Genomic DNA, 17,297 nt, shown 5'->3' with positions numbered 1-17,297 from the left:
AAGCGGCCTCTTTTTCAAGGAACACGCATGTCCCTCGCTATTGTCCACAGCCGCGCCCAGGTCGGCGTCGAAGCCCCTGCCGTCACCGTCGAGGTGCACATGGCCAATGGTCTGCCGTCCCTGACCTTGGTGGGTTTGCCGGAAACGGCGGTCAAGGAAAGCAAGGACCGCGTACGCAGCGCCATTCTCAACTCCGCGCTGCAATACCCTGCCCGCCGTATCACCCTCAACCTCGCACCAGCCGACCTGCCCAAGGACGGCGGGCGGTTTGACCTGGCGATTGCGCTGGGGATTTTGGCGGCCAGCGTACAGGTGCCAGCGTTGATGCTCGACAATGTGGAATGCCTGGGTGAACTGGCGCTGTCGGGGGAAGTACGGGCGGTGAAAGGTGTGTTGCCAGCCGCGCTGGCGGCGCGCAAGGCCGGGCGCACCGTGATAGTGCCCCGTGCCAATGCCGAAGAAGCGTGCCTGGCGTCGGGCTTGAAAGTGATTGCGGTGGACCACCTGCTACAGGTGGTCGCGCACCTGAACGGGCATCAGCCGATTGAGCCTTACAAGTCCGATGGCTTGCTGTATCTCAACAAGCCTTATCCGGACTTGAGTGAAGTACAGGGCCAGCTAGCCGCCAAGCGCGCACTGCTGATTGCGGCGGCAGGCGCGCACAACCTGCTATTCAGCGGGCCGCCGGGGACCGGGAAGACCCTACTCGCCAGCCGCTTGCCGGGTTTGCTGCCACCGCTGAGCGAGCAGGAGGCGTTGGAAGTGGCGGCGATTCAGTCCGTAGTCAGCCTCGCGCCGCTGAGCCACTGGCCCCATCGACCCTTTCGCCAGCCCCACCACTCAGCATCAGGGCCCGCATTGGTGGGCGGTGGATCAAAACCCCAACCGGGGGAAATTACCCTGGCCCATCACGGCGTGCTGTTTCTGGATGAGTTGCCGGAGTTTGATCGCAAGGTGTTGGAGGTGCTTCGAGAGCCGTTGGAGTCAGGCCATATCGTCATCTCGCGAGCCCGCGACCGGGTGAGTTTCCCGGCACGTTTTCAACTGGTGGCGGCGATGAACCCATGCCCTTGCGGCTACTTGGGTGAGCCCAGCGGGCGCTGTCGCTGTACGCCGGAGCAGATCCAGCGCTACCGCAACAAGCTTTCCGGGCCGCTTCTGGACCGCATCGACCTGCACCTGACCGTTGCACGGGAGAGCACTGCGCTGAATCCAACACCGCAGGCCGGTGACGATACGGCAAGTGCATCAAAACTCGTGGCCGATGCCCGTGAACGCCAGCAACGGCGCCAAGGCTGCGCCAATGCATTCCTGGATCTACCCGGGCTGCGCAAGCACTGCCAGCTGTCGAAGATCGATGAAGGCTGGCTGGAGGCCGCCTGTGAGCGGCTGACGCTGTCGCTGCGGGCGGCTCACAGGCTGTTGAAGGTGGCGCGCACCTTGGCAGACTTGGAGCAAGCTGCCGCCATCGCTCGCCACCATCTGCAAGAGGCCCTGCAATACCGCCCGGCGGCGATTACTTAAGCCTGACCAGCAAAAGATCGCATGCCTGTAGTGAGCGGGCTTGCCCCGCGCTGGGCTGCGCAGCGGCCCCAATAAGGTCGCCGCGGCGTTTCAGGAAAACCGAGTAGTCTGGGTATAGGGCCGCTTCGCAGCCCAGCGCGGGACAAGCCCGCTCACTACAATGTTATCGCACTTCGTTGCTATACAAACTTGATCCGAGGCGCGTCAGCGGAAGCGGTCTACCTCCTGACGCAAGCCCGCCGCCAACGTTTCCAACTCTTTGGCCGTGATCGCCAAATTCGACACCACTTCACGCTGCTCACTGTTGGCCAACGCAATGCTCTGCAAGTTGCTGCTCAGCAAGGTTGCGGTGCTGCTCTGCTCGTGGGTGGCGGTGGTGATGGCGGCGAATTGCTGCCCTGCCGAACGACTTTGCTCGTCAATGCGCGCCAGGGCCGAAGCCACGTCTGCGTTGCGCGACAGACCTTCCTGCATCAACACATTGCCGTGTTCCATCGTGGTAATGGCGTTGCCGGTTTCCTGCTGGATGCTCTGGATCATTCCGGAGATTTCGTCGGTGGCTTGGCGAGTGCGCGACGCCAGGTTGCGCACTTCGTCAGCAACCACTGCAAACCCACGGCCTTGCTCACCGGCACGCGCTGCCTCGATCGCGGCGTTCAGCGCCAGCAAATTGGTCTGCTCGGCGATGGAAGTAATCACACCGACGATCCCGCCGATTTCCTGGGAGCGCTGGCCCAAGGTGTTGATCACCGTAGCGGTGCTATTGAGCGCCGTGGCGATGTGCTCCAGAGACGACGACGCCTCTTGCATCGACGTGCGGCCGATACGGGTTTGCTGGGCGTTTTCCTGTGCCAAGCGTTCGGTGTTGCCCATGTTGTCGGCGATATTCAACGAGGTGGCGCTGAACTCCTCCACTGCGCCGGCCATGCTGGTGATTTCACCCGATTGCTGCTCCATGCCTTCATACGCACCACCGGACAACCCGGACAACGCCTTTGCCCGGCTGTTGACCTCTTCGGCCGCCTTGCGAATATGCGAGACCATGGTCGACAGCGCCTCACCCATCTGGTTGAAGCTGCGCGCCAGCTGGCCGATTTCATCATGGCTGGACACATTCAGACGTACGCTCAGGTCGCCCGCGCCCAAGGCCTCGGCCTGACGCACCAAGTCGCTCAAGGGCTGCAATTTGCTGCGCAGTAGCCAGACGGCGGCACCCACCGCGAACAACATCGCCAATACGCTGCCGATCACCAAGCGGATGCCCACCGCCCACGTCACTTCGCGGATCTCCGACTTCGGCATACTCGCTACGACCGACCACGGGCCCCCTTCGAACGGCACCGAGACACTGTAGAAATCTTCGTTCTTGTCACTCCAGAAGCGCCCCTTGCCCGGCGTTTTTGCCAGGTCGAGCATCAGCGGGATCGCCTGGTCCAACGCCTGCACGCCCGCCGGCGGCACCAGCCAATGCTTTTGCTCATCCAGCAAAGCCAACGAGCCGGTCTTGCCGATACGGAACCGCTTGAGGTTGTCGAACTGGGCGTTCTGCGCATCGGTGTAGTCGAAGCCGACAAACAGCACCGCAATGACCTTGCCAGCAGCATCGCGCACCGGTGTGTATTGGGTCATGTAAGAGCGTTCGAACAGCACCGCGCGGCCAACGTAGCCTTGCCCGCCCAACAAACGTTGATAGGCCGGGTGCTGGTGATCCAGCGCGGTGCCGATCGCGCGGCTACCGTCCTGCTTGGTCAGCGAAGTGCTGACGCGGATAAAGTCCTCGCCATTGCGCACAAACACAGTGGCTACGCCGCCCGAGTTGTCCTTGAACTCATCGACCTCATCGAAATCGTTGTTCAACACGTCGCTGCCCAAATACAGGCTTGGGGTCTGTACGCCTGCCACCGTCACCGGCTGGTCCGCACGCACACTCAAACCGGCGCCGAAGCGCTTTTCAAACAGCCCGCTCAAACGCTGGGTGCTCTCGCGCAAGGTGCTGTGGAAGGTATTGAGTTGGTCGGCAAGCAAGCGCGCCTCGCTGGCCAGGTGTTCCTCACGGGTATCGAGGTTGGCGGAGTCGAGGGAACGCAAGGCAAACACGGTACTGCCGCTGATAACGACAGCCAGAATCACGGCTAACGCGAGGCCTAGCTGGGAGGCGATCCGAGCGCGAGGTTGAGACATGACAGCTCCTGGCCGAGGCCAGGATCATCCTGATCTCATAGCGCTACTCGGCAAATTATCTAGTGGGAAGCGTTGGTGCACGATGGTTCCAACACACCTACTTCGGCGCGCGCGATCAATACTTGAGCGAATCACAGGGTTATCGCGCAAACGATTGCACGAACGGTCACAGGCACTCAGTCGAGGCGCTCGACCGCGGGCAGCTCCATCGCCTTGACTTCACCTTGGAGAAAGTCCGCCAACCGGCGCAATCGCTCGCCGCCGGGGCGGGTTTTCGGCCACACCAGGTAATAGTTTTCCCCACTGGCAACAGCGGTTGGCCAAGGCAGGCTCAGCCGTCCCTGGGCAACGTCTTCGGCCACCATCAGCAAATCCCCCATGGACACGCCATAACCCCGCGCAGCGGCGATCATGCCCAATTCCAGGGTATCGAACACTTGCCCGCCCTTGAGCGATATCTGCGATGACAGGCCCATGCGCTCCAGCCAGTTGCGCCAATCGCGACGATCCGGCGTGGGGTGCAGCAACTCGGCGGTTGCCAGGCGCTCGGCATCCCACGGGCCGTCTTCCAACAGGTTCGGCGCGCCCACGGGGATCAATAATTCGGGGAACAGGTAGCAGGCCTCCCAGTCCGCCGGAAAATGCCCGTAGCTCAGCAGCACTGCGCAGTCGAACGGCTCCTGGTTGAAGTCGACTTCGTCCACGCTCATCCAGGCGCTAGTGAGTTGCACCTCATTGCCCGGCTGCAATGCCCGAAAGCGGCTGAGCCGCGCCAGCAACCAGCGCATGGTCAGTGTGGACGGCGCCTTCATGCGCAGGATGTCATCTTCGGCGTTCAGGGTATGGCAGGCGCGCTCCAGCGCGGCGAACCCCTCACGCACGCCGGGCAACAGCAGGCGAGCAGCTTCGGTGAGTTGCAGAGTACGCCCGCTGCGCTGGAACAGACGGCAGGCGAAATGCTCCTCCAGCGTACGGATGTGCCGGCTTACCGCGCTTTGGGTAATCGACAGTTCTTCTGCTGCACGGGTGAACGAGTTGTGTCGAGACGCGGCTTCAAATGCCCGCAGGGCATAAAGAGGAGGAAGACGACGAGACATGGGGAAAACTCCGACAGCAGGATAGCGAAACCCTACCAGAATCAATCAGGCATGAGTTTTAATCATGTGAACGATCGCTTTTATCCCTTTGTGTAACGGGCCGTAAGCGCCGAGAATCAACCCTTCCACAACCCTCTGACTATTTGAGCGTGATGATCATGCAGCATCCGGCACGTACCGAACTCTGGGCCATTCTGCGGCTGTCGGGGCCGTTGATTGCCTCACAGTTGGCGCACATGCTGATGGTGCTGACCGACACCCTGATGATGGCGCGCCTTAGCCCCGAAGCCTTGGCCGGTGGCGGCTTGGGCGCGGCCAGTTATTCGTTCGTGTCGATCTTCTGCATCGGCGTGATCGCTGCCGTGGGCACCCTGGTGGCGATCCGTCATGGCGCAGGCGATATCGAGGGCGCCACCCGCCTGACCCAGGCGGGACTGTGGCTCGCCTGGCTGATGGCCCTGGCCGCCGGCTTGCTGCTGTGGAACCTCAAGCCGCTGCTGTTGATGTTTGGCCAGACCGAAACCAACGTGCATTCGGCGGGACAATTCCTGACGATCCTGCCGTTCGCCCTGCCCGGCTACCTGAGTTTCATGGCCCTTCGCGGGTTCACCAGCGCCATCGGCAAGGCGACGCCAGTGATGGTGATCAGCCTGTGCGGCACCGTGCTTAACTACCTGCTCAACCACGCCTTGATCGAAGGCATGTTTGGCCTCCCTAAACTCGGCCTGATGGGTATCGGCCTGGTCACGGCCATCGTCGCCAACGGCATGGCGTTGGCGCTGATGTGGTACATCCGCAGCAATCGCGCGTACGCCGCCTACCCGCTGGGCAACGGCCTGCTGCGCCTGAACACCCAGTACCTGCGTGAATTGTGGCGCCTGGGCCTGCCGATTGGCGGCACCTACGCCGTGGAAGTCGGGCTGTTTGCCTTTGCGGCGCTGTGCATGGGCACCATGGGCAGCACGCAATTGGCATCGCATCAGATCGCCCTGCAAATCGTCTCGGTGGCGTTCATGGTGCCGGCGGGGATGTCCTACGCGGTGACCATGCGCATCGGCCAGCATTACGGCGCGGGGCAATTGCTGCAGGCGCGCATGGCTGGTCGGGTTGGTATCGGCTTTGGTGCGGCGGTGATGTTGGGATTTGCCGCGGTGCTGTGGCTTTATTCCGACCCGCTGATAGGACTGCTCATCGACCACAACAACCCGGCGTTCCACGATGTGATTGTCCTGGCCGTCAGCCTGCTCGCCGTCGCCGCTTGGTTCGAGCTGTTCGACGGCGTGCAGACCATCGCCATGGGCTGTATTCGCGGGCTCAAGGACGCCAAGACGACCTTCCTGATCGGTGCGGGTTGCTACTGGCTGATCGGCGCGCCGTCCGCCTGGCTGATGGCGTTCACGCTGGGTTGGGGCCCGACCGGTGTGTGGTGGGGCTTGGCGCTAGGCCTGGCGTGTGCGGCGGTGAGCCTGACTTGGGCGTTTGAAGCGAAGATGAAGCGGATGATTCGGCGGGAGCCTGAGGTTCGCGCTGAATTCCAAGCGATGCAGCCGGACTAGAAAATGTGCGCGGTCAATGTGGGAGCAGGCAAACCAGCCCCCACACTGACCGGGCTTACAACTCAGCCCAGCAACGCCTGCTGGCTCTTGCCAAAGGTCAGGTACTCCACTAACTCGGGCAACGGCAGCGGCTTGCTGATCAGGTACCCCTGGGCCTGGTCACACCCAAACAACCGCAACAGCGCCAACTGCTCAGGGGTTTCCACCCCTTCGGCCACCACTTCCAGGTTCAGGTTGTGGGCCAGGTTGATCATGGCGTGTACCAACTTGCGATTCTCTTCGCGCTCTTCCATGCCGCCCACGAAGCTCTTGTCGACCTTCAACAAGGCAATCGGCAAGCTGTTGAGGTGCACGAACGATGAGAAGCCAGTACCAAAGTCATCCAGGGAAAACCGCACACCCAGGCGACCGAGGGCATCCATGGTCTGCTTGACCAGATCGCTGCGGCGCATCACGGCCGTCTCGGTCAGTTCGAACTCCAGCCAGCGCGCATCCACGCCACGCTCGGCGATCAACCGGCTGAGGGTCGAGAGCAACTGGCTATCCTGGAATTGGCGGAACGACAGGTTGACCGCCATGTGCAACGGCTGCAGGCCGCGTTCACGCAACGCCTGCATGTCGCGCAGGGCCCGGGAAATCACCCAGTAACCCAACGGTACGATCAGGCCGCTCTGCTCGGCCAAAGGCACAAACTCGCTAGGCGGCAACAGCCCTCGCTCGCCATGACGCCAACGCACCAGAGCCTCCAGGCCGACGATATGCCCATCGTCCAGGTCGAGGCGCGGCTGGTAATGCAATTCCAGTTCATCACGGCGCAAGGCGCGGCGCAGCTCCGTTTCCAGGTCGGCCAGGCTGCGGGCGTTGCGGTTGATGCGTTCGTTGAAGATATGAAAGGTACAGCCCTGGGTGCTCTTGGCTTGCTGCATGGCGATATGCGCATGCCACATCAGCGGGTCGGCACCGGCACGGGCGCGGGCGTGTGCCACCCCGAGGCTGCAACCGATCAGCAGGCTTTCGCCGTCCACCCAGTAGGGTTCGGCCATGACTTCGGTGATGCGCTCGGCCATCCACTCGGCGCGCTGGGGCGCACGGCGAGTATCGATCAGCAGTGCAAATTCGTCGCTGCCCAGGCGCGCCAATTGGTCGCCGGCTTCGAGCTGGCTTTTGAGCCGCGACACCACTTGCAAGATCAACCGGTCGCCGGCCTGATGACCGAGGGCATCGTTGGCATGGCGAAAATTATCGAGGTCCAGATGACCGAGGGCCAAGCCACGGCCTTCGTTTTCGGCCAGGCGCGCCGCCAGCAAGGTCTGGAAGCCTTGGCGGTTGGCGATGCCCGTGAGGGGGTCCTGTTCGGCCAGGCGTTGCAGGGTGTTTTCCAGCAGGCCGCGCTCGCGAACGTGACGCAGGCAGCGGCGCAATGTATCGGCATCCAATACATCCCGCACCAGCCAATCGCTGACACCCAACGGTGAAACCAGAGGCTCCTGCTCCAACAATAAAACGCACGGCAAGCTGCAACGGCCAGGGCCGGGTTGCAGGCTGGGCGTGGTCAATAGCACGGCGCTGTGGTCGTCATCGAACAAACGACTCACGGAATCCCAATTTGGCGCGCTGATCAGCACAGCCCCATCGCCCATCGGCGCCAGGCACTCGCGCAACAACGCTGCCCATTCAGGCGCATCGGCCAATAGCAGCAAACGCAAGGGTTCGACAGGCGTAGACAAGCTAGCTCCCTAGACTCTGCAAGATTTCGTTGGCGGCGGGCATTATGACGTGCGAGCTGACAATCACCAATGATAGGGGTTATCAAATACGCAGATTACAAACATTAGCCGTAAATGCCTGCACATCCTGCGGCAAAGTATCAAAACCGGCAAATTTAGATCGAGTGGTACGTCACACTGTCGTTCTGAGAGAGCAGAATCCTGCCAGCCTGTTAAAATGCCCGCCCTTTTGATCAATGACCCCCTGAACTCTGTATGTCCCGACTCAATCCCCGGCAGCAAGAAGCCGTGAACTACGTCGGCGGCCCTCTATTGGTGCTCGCCGGTGCTGGCTCCGGCAAGACCAGCGTGATTACCCGCAAGATCGCGCACCTGATCCAGAACTGCGGCATCCGCGCCCAGTACATCGTCGCCATGACCTTTACCAACAAGGCGGCGCGGGAAATGAAAGAGCGCGTCGGCACCTTGCTCAAAGGTGGCGAAGGCCGTGGCCTCACTGTGTGTACCTTCCATAACCTGGGGCTGAATATCATCCGCAAGGAGCATGTGCGGCTGGGCTACAAACCGGGCTTCTCGATCTTCGACGAGACCGACGTCAAGGCCCTGATGACCGACATCATGCAAAAGGAATACGCGGGCGACGACGGCGTGGACGAGATCAAGAACATGATCGGCGCCTGGAAAAACGACCTGATCCTGCCGCCCCAGGCACTGGAAAACGCGCGTAACCCCAAGGAGCAGACTGCCGCCATCGTCTACACCCACTACCAGCGCACGCTCAAGGCGTTCAACGCGGTGGACTTCGACGACCTGATCCTGCTGCCCGTGAAGCTGTTCGAAGAACACGCCGACATCCTGGAAAAATGGCAGAACAAGGTGCGCTACCTACTGGTGGACGAATACCAGGACACCAACGCCAGCCAATACCTGCTGGTGAAGATGCTGATCGGCACCCGCAACCAGTTCACCGTGGTAGGCGACGACGACCAGTCGATCTACGCCTGGCGTGGTGCGCGCCCAGAAAACCTGATGCTGCTCAAGGACGACTACCCCTCCTTGAAAGTGGTGATGCTGGAGCAGAACTACCGCTCCACCAGCCGTATTTTGCGCTGCGCCAACGTGCTGATCTCCAACAACCCGCACGAGTTTGAAAAACAACTGTGGAGCGAGATGGGCCACGGCGACGAGATCCGCGTGATCCGCTGCCGCAACGAGGACGCCGAAGCCGAGCGCGTGGCCGTGGAAATTCTCAGCCTGCACTTGCGCACCGACCGGCCCTACAGCGATTTCGCGATCCTCTATCGCGGCAACTACCAGGCCAAGCTGATCGAGCTGAAATTGCAGCACCACCAAGTGCCGTATCGCCTGTCCGGTGGCAACAGCTTTTTCGGACGCCAGGAAGTCAAAGACCTGATGGCCTACTTCCGGCTGATCGTGAACCCGGACGACGACAACGCGTTCCTGCGCGTAATCAACGTGCCGCGCCGGGAAATCGGCTCCACCACCCTGGAAAAGCTCGGCAACTACGCCACCGAGCGCAAGATCTCGATGTACGCCGCCACCGACGAGATCGGCCTGGGCGAACACCTGGACACGCGCTTTACCGATCGCCTGTCGCGCTTCAAGCGCTTCATGGACAAGGTGCGCGAGCAATGCGCCGGCGAAGATCCGATCAGCGCCCTGCGCAGCATGGTCATGGACATTGATTACGAGAACTGGCTGCGCACCAACAGCTCCAGCGACAAGGCCGCGGATTACCGCATGGGCAACGTCTGGTTCCTGATCGAAGCGCTGAAGAACACCCTGGAAAAAGACGAAGACGGCGAGATGACCGTCGAAGACGCCATCGGCAAGCTGGTGTTGCGCGACATGCTGGAGCGCCAGCAGGAAGAGGAAGACGGCGCCGAAGGTGTGCAAATGATGACCTTGCATGCGTCCAAGGGCCTGGAATTCCCCTACGTGTTCATCATGGGCATGGAAGAGGAGATCCTCCCGCACCGCTCCAGTATCGAAGCCGACACCATCGAAGAAGAACGCCGCCTGGCCTACGTGGGCATTACCCGTGCGCGTCAGACGCTGGCCTTCACCTTTGCCGCCAAGCGCAAGCAATACGGCGAAATCATCGATTGTGCCCCCAGCCGGTTCCTGGATGAACTGCCGCCGGACGACCTGGCCTGGGAAGGCAATGACGACACCCCGACCGAGGTAAAAGCCGTGCGCGGCAACACTGCCTTGGCGGATATACGCGCGATGCTAAAGCGCTAGAATCGACTACTTTTTAATCTACTTTCGGCGCGCGTTGCGCCAACAGAGGAAGCTTTCCGTGGAAGCACTGCACAAGAAAATTCGCGAAGAAGGCATCGTGCTTTCCGATCAGGTACTCAAGGTCGACGCGTTTCTGAACCACCAGATCGACCCGGCGCTGATGAAACTGATTGGCGACGAATTCGCTGAACTGTTCAAGGACTCGGGCATTACCAAGATCGTCACCATCGAAGCCTCAGGCATCGCACCGGCGATCATGACCGGCTTGAACCTGGGCGTTCCAGTGATCTTCGCGCGCAAGCACCAGTCCCTGACCCTGACTGAAAACCTGCTGTCGGCGACCGTGTATTCGTTCACCAAGCAAGTCGAAAGCACCGTGGCGATCTCCCCACGCCACCTGACCAGCAGCGACCGCGTGCTGGTGATCGATGACTTCCTGGCCAACGGCAAGGCGTCCCAGGCGCTGATCTCGATCATCAAGCAAGCCGGTGCGACCGTTGCGGGCTTGGGGATCGTGATCGAGAAGTCGTTCCAGGGTGGTCGTGCGGAGTTGGATGCGCAAGGGTATCGTGTTGAGTCGTTGGCGCGGGTCAAATCGCTGGCCGGTGGCGTAGTGACCTTCATCGAGTAATTGGCTGCGAACACAGATCAAAATGTGGGAGCGGGCTTGCTCGCGAATGCGGTGGATCAGTCAATAAATTCAGTGACTGACACACCGCATTCGCGAGCAAGCCCGCTCCCACATTGGGTTTATGGTGTTTGTCAGTGCGCGGTGGCCTGCAGGCCCGCGAGCAATAAACGCTGATACAGGTCTTCTTTCAGCCCTTCAGGGCTATCCAACCGCATCCGCCTCAGATGCTCTGGAAACACCTCCGGCTCCGGTGCATCCAACGCCGCCTTGCCCAACTCCAGAATCTCCGTCAGCTTGAATTTGCTCTTGAGCCAGTTCAGCGCCCGCAACAGGTCGCGTTCTTCATCCGTGAAATCGCTGCCCAGCGGATACTCCGGGAACAAACGGCGATGCCGCGCCTGGATACCCTGGAGCCGTTCCGGCGTGTTGTCGCTGAAACTCGGATCAAGCTTGAAATCCTTGGGCAACTTGCCCGCCTCTTGCGCCTGTTCGATCAGATCGTCCTGAAAGCGTGAATCGCTAATGTTGAGCAATGCCTCGATCACCTTGGCATCCGTCTGACCACGCAAATCGGCGATGCCGTACTCCGTGATGACGATATCCCGCAGGTGCCGGGGAATAGTGCAATGGCCGTAGTCCCAGACGATATTGGAACTGACCTCCCCCGCCGACTCGCGCCAGCTGCGCAAGATCAGGATCGACCGCGCCCCTTCCAGCGCATGCCCCTGGGCCACGAAGTTGTACTGCCCGCCTACGCCACTGAGCACGCGGCCATCTTCCAACTGGTCAGCCACGCCAGCACCGAGCAAGGTCACCATGATTGCGCTGTTGATAAAGCGTGCGTCCAGGCGTTGCAGGCGCTTGAGCTCTTCCTGGCCGTACAGCTCGTTGATGTAGCTGATGCGGGTCATGTTGAATTCGAGACGCTTGCCGTGGGTCATTTCCTGCAGCCTCTGGTAAAAGCTGCGCGGGCCAAGGAAGAAGCCACCATGGATCGAAACACCGTCGGGCTGCGCGGCATCATCCAGCGTGCCGGCATTCGCCTGCGCCTGGGTCGCCACATTGGGGTAGACCTTGCGCCGCACAATCCCCGCATCCGCCAGTACCAGCAGGCCGTTGACGAACATCTCACTGCAACCATAGAGCCCACGGGCGAAGGGCGCGACACCGCCTTCATGGCTGATCAATGGTGCCCATTGGTAAACATCGAGGTCAGTCAGCAGCAATCGGTAGGCCTCGTTGTCCGCCTGGCGCGCCACCAACGCGGCGGTCAGCGCATCCCCCATGGAGCCGATGCCGATCTGCAAGGTGCCGCCATCGCGTACCAAAGTGCTCGCATGCAGACCGATAAAGTGGTCCTGGAACCCCACCGGCATGTTCGGCGTGGAGAACAACGTGGTGCTGTCTTTTTCGTCCAACAGGTAATCGAAGGCATCCATGCCCAGCTCGGAGTCGCCGGGCATGTAGGGCAAATCGGTGTGAACCTGACCGACTATCAGGATGGTTTCCCCGGCGGCGCGGCGCTTGGCGATCATCGGCAACAGGTCGAGGGTGATATCCGGGTTGCAGCTCAGGCTCAGGCGATCAGGATGCTCAGCGCTACTGGCCACCAGCTGCGCAACTAGGTTCAGGCCGGCAGCGTTGATATCACGGGCGGCGTGGCTGTAATTGCTGCTCACGTAGTCCTGCTGGGCCGAGGTGCTGTGAAGCAGGCTGCCGGGCTGCATGAAGAACTGTTGCACGTGGATATTCGCCGGCAGGCTGTCTTTGCGCAGGTCGGCGAGGAAGTCCAATTCGGGGTAGTCGCCAAACACTCGCTCGATGAAGGGCTCCAGAAAACGCTTCTGCAAGCCGTCGCCCATGGTCGGGCGGCCCAGGCTGAGGGCTGTGTAAATCGTCAGCGCCCGTTCCGGCAATTTGGCGATACGCCGATACAACGCATTGGCAAACAGGTTGGGCTTGCCCAGGCCCAGGGGCATGCCCATGTGGATATGCGCTGGCAAACGCGCCAGTACGTCGTCAACTGCTTGCTCGATTGAACACAACTGCACCATCCGACCCTCCTGAACATTCCGTGATTAGGGGTTGGACAGAGAGTGGCCGGTGTTTGCTGCAAAGAACAGCCTGGAAACACAAATCGCAGGCACAAAAAAGCCGCTGGTCAGCGGCTTTTTGGCGAAGATCGGTTTATTTAAGCCCCGACATCTTCTCGATTGCGCCCTTGAGCTCGTCATCCGAGCAATCGGCACAGGTGCCTTTGGGCGGCATGGCGTTCAGGCCGGTGATGGCTTTAGCCAGCAGGCCGTCGAGGCCACCCTGGTGGTCGGCGCGGTCTTTCCAGGCGGCGGTGTCGCCGATTTTCGGAGCGCCCAGCAAACCAGTACCGTGGCACGCGTTACAGTGCTTGGCGATGATGTCGTCCGGGGTTTTCGCCCCGCCGCCGCCGGCTGCCACGGCCACTTCCATCCCCTTGCATTCCTGGCCCTGGACACACACCTGGCCAACAGGCTCCAGGCGTTTGGCAATTTCGTCATTGGTCGCAGCTTGAGCGCTGACAGCCCATAGGGCCAGTACGGTTGCTGGTGCAGCCAGCATTTTCATAATTAGGTTCACGCGTTCACCCTCAATGGTGGCTATTCACGCCTGCGGCCACGGTTTCGCAGGCGGCGAAAGTATAACGGTTAGCCCGCCGGGCCGAAACAACCCTATTAAATAAAGGGAGATTCGGCCGCACGGTTACTGCTACGGGTGTCTCTGCAACGCTGGCAGGACGCCTCTTTTCTTAAAAGTTCGCGGGTGTGGCTGCGCTGATTAGTCGCGCCGGCACGTCGAACGGATTGCGAAAACGATGGGGCTTGGTGCTTTCAAAGTAGTAGCTATCGCCAGCTTCGAGCACAAAAGTTTCAAGACCGACCACCAATTCCAGACGCCCTTCCACCAGAATCCCGGTTTCCTCGCCTTCGTGGGTGAGCATTTCTTCGCCTGTATCGGCGCCCGGCGGGTAGATCTCGTTCAGAAACGCAATCGCCCGGCTGGGGTGCGCCCGACCAACCAGTTTCATGGTGACGGCGCCGTCAGAGATGTCGATCAGCTCATTGGCTTTATAGACGATCTGCGTCGGTATTTCCTGGAGGATCTCCTCGGAAAAGAACTCGACCATGGACATGGGGATGCCACCCAGCACCTTGCGCAAGGAGCTGATCGAGGGGCTGACGCTGTTTTTTTCGATCATCGAAATGGTGCTGTTGGTGACACCCGCACGCTTGGCGAGCTCACGCTGGGAAAGACCTTTGAGTTTACGGATGGATTGCAGTCGTTCGCCGACGTCCAATGCAGGAGCCTCCTAGGATTCAGGCTTTGTTGTAATTGAGCGTTATCATGGCGACAGCGTTCAGTATTTACAACACTTGGGCCTAAATCCCGGGCAGCTGTGTTCGTTCCTGGCGATCAAGCGCCGGAATAGAGCCTTGGCACGCGGCGCAAGTTGCAGAAGATCTGGTAGGGAATGGTTTCGGCGGCGACGGCAATGTCACTGGCAAGGATGTTTTTACCCCACAATTCCACCGTGGAGCCCAGGCCGGCCTGGGGCACGTCCGTCAGGTCGATGCACAGCATATCCATCGACACACGCCCGAGCAGTTGGCTGCGTTGCCCGGCAACCAGCACGGGGGTGCCGGTCGGTGCGTGGCGCGGGTAACCATCGGCATAACCCATGGCAACCACGCCGATGCGCATCGGCTTGGGCGTGATGAACCGGGCGCCGTAGCCCACTGGTTCCCCAGCCGGCAGCTCGCGCACGCAGATGACTTTCGATTCCAAGGTCATCACCGGCTGCAGACGCGCGGCCACGGCCTGGTCTTCGCCAAACGGCGTGGCGCCGTAGAGCATGATGCCCGGCCGTACCCAGTCGCTGGAAACATTCGGCCAACCCATCACCGACGGCGAGTTGCGCAGGCTGACCTCAGCCGATAGGCCTTGGCGCGCCGCTTCAAACACGGCCACCTGTTCGTCACTGCGCACGCAATCGAGCTCATCGGCGCGGGCGAAGTGGCTCATCAATACGATCTTCGCTACCTTGCCGCTGGCCAGCAGGCGCTGGTACGCCTCGTGGTAATCCTTGGGGTGCAGGCCAACACGGTGCATGCCCGAATCGAGCTTGAGCCAGATGGTCAGCGGCTTGCTCAGCTTGGCCTGCTCGATCGCCTCCAACTGCCACAACGAATGCACCACGCACCACAAGTCATGCTCGTTGATCAGCGGCAGCTCGTCGGCTTCAAAAAAGCCTTCCAGCAACAAAACCGGCGCACGAATGCCGGCGGCACGCAGTTCCAGCGCCTCTTCGATGCACGCCACGGCAAAGCCATCGGCCTCGGCTTCCAACGCCTGGGCCACCCGCACGGCGCCATGGCCGTAGGCATCGGCCTTGACCACGGCAAGGGCCTTGGCCCCCGTGACTTCACGGGCCAATTGGTAGTTGTGGCGCAGGGCTTGAAGGTCGATCAGGGCACGGGCAGGACGCATGGCGGCAGGCTTCTAGGCGGCAGAGTGAAGAAAAACCGGCACCGACCAACAACGTCGGCGCCGGGAGAGGGATCTATGTTTAAGGCAGCGCGGCCACGACGGACAGCTCTACCAGGATTTCCGGTTCGCACAGCTTGGCTTGGACCGTGGCGCGAGCCGGGGCGACGCCTTTGGGCAGCCACTTGTCCCACACCGCGTTCATGCCGGCAAAATCGGCGTCGATGTCTTTCAGGTAGATCGTCACCGACAGCAACTTGCTTTTGTCGGTGCCGGCCAGGTCCAACAGACGCTCGATGTTGGCCAAGGTTTCACGGGTCTGCTTTTCAATCCCGGCACTCATGTCGTCGCCGACTTGCCCTGCCAGATACACGGTACCGCTGTGGACAACGATCTGGCTCATGCGCTCATTGGTGAGCTGGCGCTGGATTGACATGTTTTGCGGACTCCTGGTGGTTGCCATAACGGGAAATATCGAGACCTGCAGCGCTGATCTGCGGCGTTTTCTTCGCCATCAGGTCCGCCAGCAAACGCCCGGAACCACAGGCCATGGTCCAACCGAGGGTGCCATGGCCGGTGTTCAGGAACAGGTTCTTGAACGGGGTGGCACCAACAATCGGCGTGCCGTCAGGCGTGGTTGGGCGCAAGCCGGTCCAGAACGAAGCCTGGGCCAGATCGCCGCCCTGAGGATAAAGGTCGTTGACGATCATCTCCAGGGTTTCGCGTCGGCGCGGGTTAAGCGACAGGTCAAAACCGGCTATTTCAGCCATGCCGCCGACGCGGATGCGGTTGTCGAAACGGGTGATCGCAACCTTGTAGGTCTCGTCGAGAATGGTCGACGTCGGCGCCATTGCCGGATTGGTGATCGGCACGGTCAGCGAGTAACCCTTGAGCGGGTACACCGGCGCCTTGATCCCCAGCGGCTTGAGCAGCTTCGGCGAGTAGCTGCCAAGGGCCAGTACATAGCGGTCAGCGGTTTCGAGCTTGCCGTCGATCAACACACCGTTGATGCGGTCGCCAGCGTAGTCCAGGCGCTGAATATCTTGTTCGAAGCGGAATTCCACGCCCAGTTGCTTGCACATCTCGACCAGGCGGGTGGTGAACATCTGGCAGTCGCCCGTCTGGTCGTTCGGCAGGCGCAGAGCACCGGCGAGGATGTCGGTGACACTGGCCAGGGCCGGTTCGACGCGGGCGATACCAGCGCGGTCGAGCAGTTCGAAGGGAACGCCAGATTCTTTCAGCACGGCGATGTCTTTGGCGGCGCCATCAAGCTGGGCCTGTGTACGGAACAGCTGGGTAGTCCCGAGGCTGCGGCCTTCGTAGGCAATGCCAGTCTCGGCGCGCAGTTCGTCGAGGCAGTCGCGGCTGTATTCGGACAGGCGCACCATGCGCTCTTTGTTCACCGCATAACGGCTAGCGGTGCAGTTGCGCAGCATCTGCGCCATCCACAGGTATTGGTCGATATCGGCGGTGGCTTTGATGGCCAAGGGTGCGTGACGCTCCAACAGCCACTTGATGGCTTTGAGTGGCACGCCCGGCGCGGCCCAAGGCGAGGCATAGCCCGGGGACACCTGGCCGGCGTTGGCGAAGCTGGTTTCCATGGCAGCGGCGGGCTGACGGTCGACCACAACCACTTCAAAGCCGGCCCGAGCCAAATAGTAGGCACTGGTCACCCCAATGACGCCGCTACCCAAGACCAGAACGCGCATTTTTATATCCTCATCGCGGGCATGGCCGCTGACGTGTGTTATTCGAGCAATGATGGGCGCAGTGTAAAAAATTATTGCCAGTGCATTTC

Annotated in this window: 13 protein-coding genes; 4 read left to right on the top strand and 9 right to left on the bottom strand. The window is 60.9% G+C overall.

All coding sequences use genetic code 11. The features are described from left to right. Positions 1-27 precede the first annotated feature (27 nt). Positions 28-1,524, top strand: a complete 1,497-nt coding sequence (locus HF257_RS17365) for a YifB family Mg chelatase-like AAA ATPase (RefSeq protein WP_185709968.1) — start codon at positions 28-30, stop codon at positions 1,522-1,524. 204 nt (positions 1,525-1,728) lie between these two features. Here the strand turns inward: HF257_RS17365 and HF257_RS17360 are convergent, their stop codons facing one another. Both HF257_RS17360 and HF257_RS17355 read right to left on the bottom strand, forming a co-directional pair. Further along, the gene (locus HF257_RS17360; RefSeq protein ID WP_185709969.1) at positions 1,729-3,705 is read right to left on the bottom strand and encodes a methyl-accepting chemotaxis protein; all 1,977 of its coding nucleotides are present in this window, start codon (positions 3,703-3,705) and stop codon (positions 1,729-1,731) included. A 176-nt stretch (positions 3,706-3,881) separates the two neighbouring features. Then, complete coding sequence (locus tag HF257_RS17355) at positions 3,882-4,802, bottom strand: LysR substrate-binding domain-containing protein (RefSeq protein WP_185709970.1); 921 nt, start codon at positions 4,800-4,802, stop codon at positions 3,882-3,884. 152 nt (positions 4,803-4,954) lie between these two features. Here HF257_RS17355 and HF257_RS17350 point away from each other — a divergent pair, with 152 nt between their 5' ends. Then, complete coding sequence (locus tag HF257_RS17350) at positions 4,955-6,358, top strand: NorM family multidrug efflux MATE transporter (RefSeq protein WP_185709971.1); 1,404 nt, start codon at positions 4,955-4,957, stop codon at positions 6,356-6,358. 62 nt (positions 6,359-6,420) lie between these two features. Here HF257_RS17350 and HF257_RS17345 read toward each other — a convergent pair whose 3' ends face one another. Next, complete coding sequence (locus HF257_RS17345; RefSeq protein ID WP_185709972.1) at positions 6,421-8,085, bottom strand: putative bifunctional diguanylate cyclase/phosphodiesterase; 1,665 nt, start codon at positions 8,083-8,085, stop codon at positions 6,421-6,423. Between the two features lie 255 nt (positions 8,086-8,340). Between HF257_RS17345 and rep the strand changes: the two genes are divergently transcribed. Together rep and HF257_RS17335 are read left to right on the top strand one after the other, a co-directional pair. Next, positions 8,341-10,350: a DNA helicase Rep gene (gene rep / locus HF257_RS17340; protein WP_185709973.1), complete on the top strand. Its 2,010-nt coding sequence runs from the start codon at positions 8,341-8,343 to the stop codon at positions 10,348-10,350. Between the two features lie 58 nt (positions 10,351-10,408). Then, positions 10,409-10,981 carry a xanthine phosphoribosyltransferase gene (locus HF257_RS17335; RefSeq protein ID WP_185709974.1) on the top strand — a complete coding sequence of 191 codons (573 nt, stop codon included), beginning with the start codon at positions 10,409-10,411 and terminating at the stop codon, positions 10,979-10,981. Between the two features lie 131 nt (positions 10,982-11,112). Here HF257_RS17335 and HF257_RS17330 read toward each other — a convergent pair whose 3' ends face one another. The 6 genes from HF257_RS17330 to dadA all read right to left on the bottom strand — a co-directional run bounded on the left by HF257_RS17330 (position 11,113) and on the right by dadA (position 17,208). Beyond that, positions 11,113-13,035 (bottom strand): acetyl-CoA hydrolase/transferase family protein, encoded by a 1,923-nt coding sequence (locus tag HF257_RS17330; protein WP_185709975.1) that lies wholly within the window; start codon positions 13,033-13,035, stop codon positions 11,113-11,115. A gap of 133 nt (positions 13,036-13,168) precedes the next feature. Further along, a complete protein-coding gene (locus HF257_RS17325; protein WP_135310820.1) occupies positions 13,169-13,582 on the bottom strand; it encodes a c-type cytochrome in 414 nt (137 codons plus the stop codon). 181 nt (positions 13,583-13,763) lie between these two features. Next, a complete protein-coding gene (locus tag HF257_RS17320) occupies positions 13,764-14,312 on the bottom strand; it encodes a cupin domain-containing protein (protein WP_003176893.1) in 549 nt (182 codons plus the stop codon). A 116-nt stretch (positions 14,313-14,428) separates the two neighbouring features. Beyond that, positions 14,429-15,502: an alanine racemase gene (gene alr / locus HF257_RS17315; RefSeq protein ID WP_185709976.1), complete on the bottom strand. Its 1,074-nt coding sequence runs from the start codon at positions 15,500-15,502 to the stop codon at positions 14,429-14,431. 79 nt (positions 15,503-15,581) lie between these two features. Continuing rightward, positions 15,582-15,935: a RidA family protein gene (locus HF257_RS17310; protein ID WP_185709977.1), complete on the bottom strand. Its 354-nt coding sequence runs from the start codon at positions 15,933-15,935 to the stop codon at positions 15,582-15,584. Beyond that, positions 15,907-17,208, bottom strand: a complete 1,302-nt coding sequence (dadA, locus tag HF257_RS17305) for a D-amino acid dehydrogenase (RefSeq protein WP_185709978.1) — start codon at positions 17,206-17,208, stop codon at positions 15,907-15,909. The genes HF257_RS17310 and dadA overlap by 29 nt, the downstream gene beginning before the upstream one ends. Between the last annotated feature and the right edge of the window lie 89 nt (positions 17,209-17,297).

This window comes from Pseudomonas cremoris, assembly GCF_014230465.1.
Note: the sequence above shows the minus strand (reverse complement) of the source record. Positions and strands in the feature narration are given on the sequence as shown.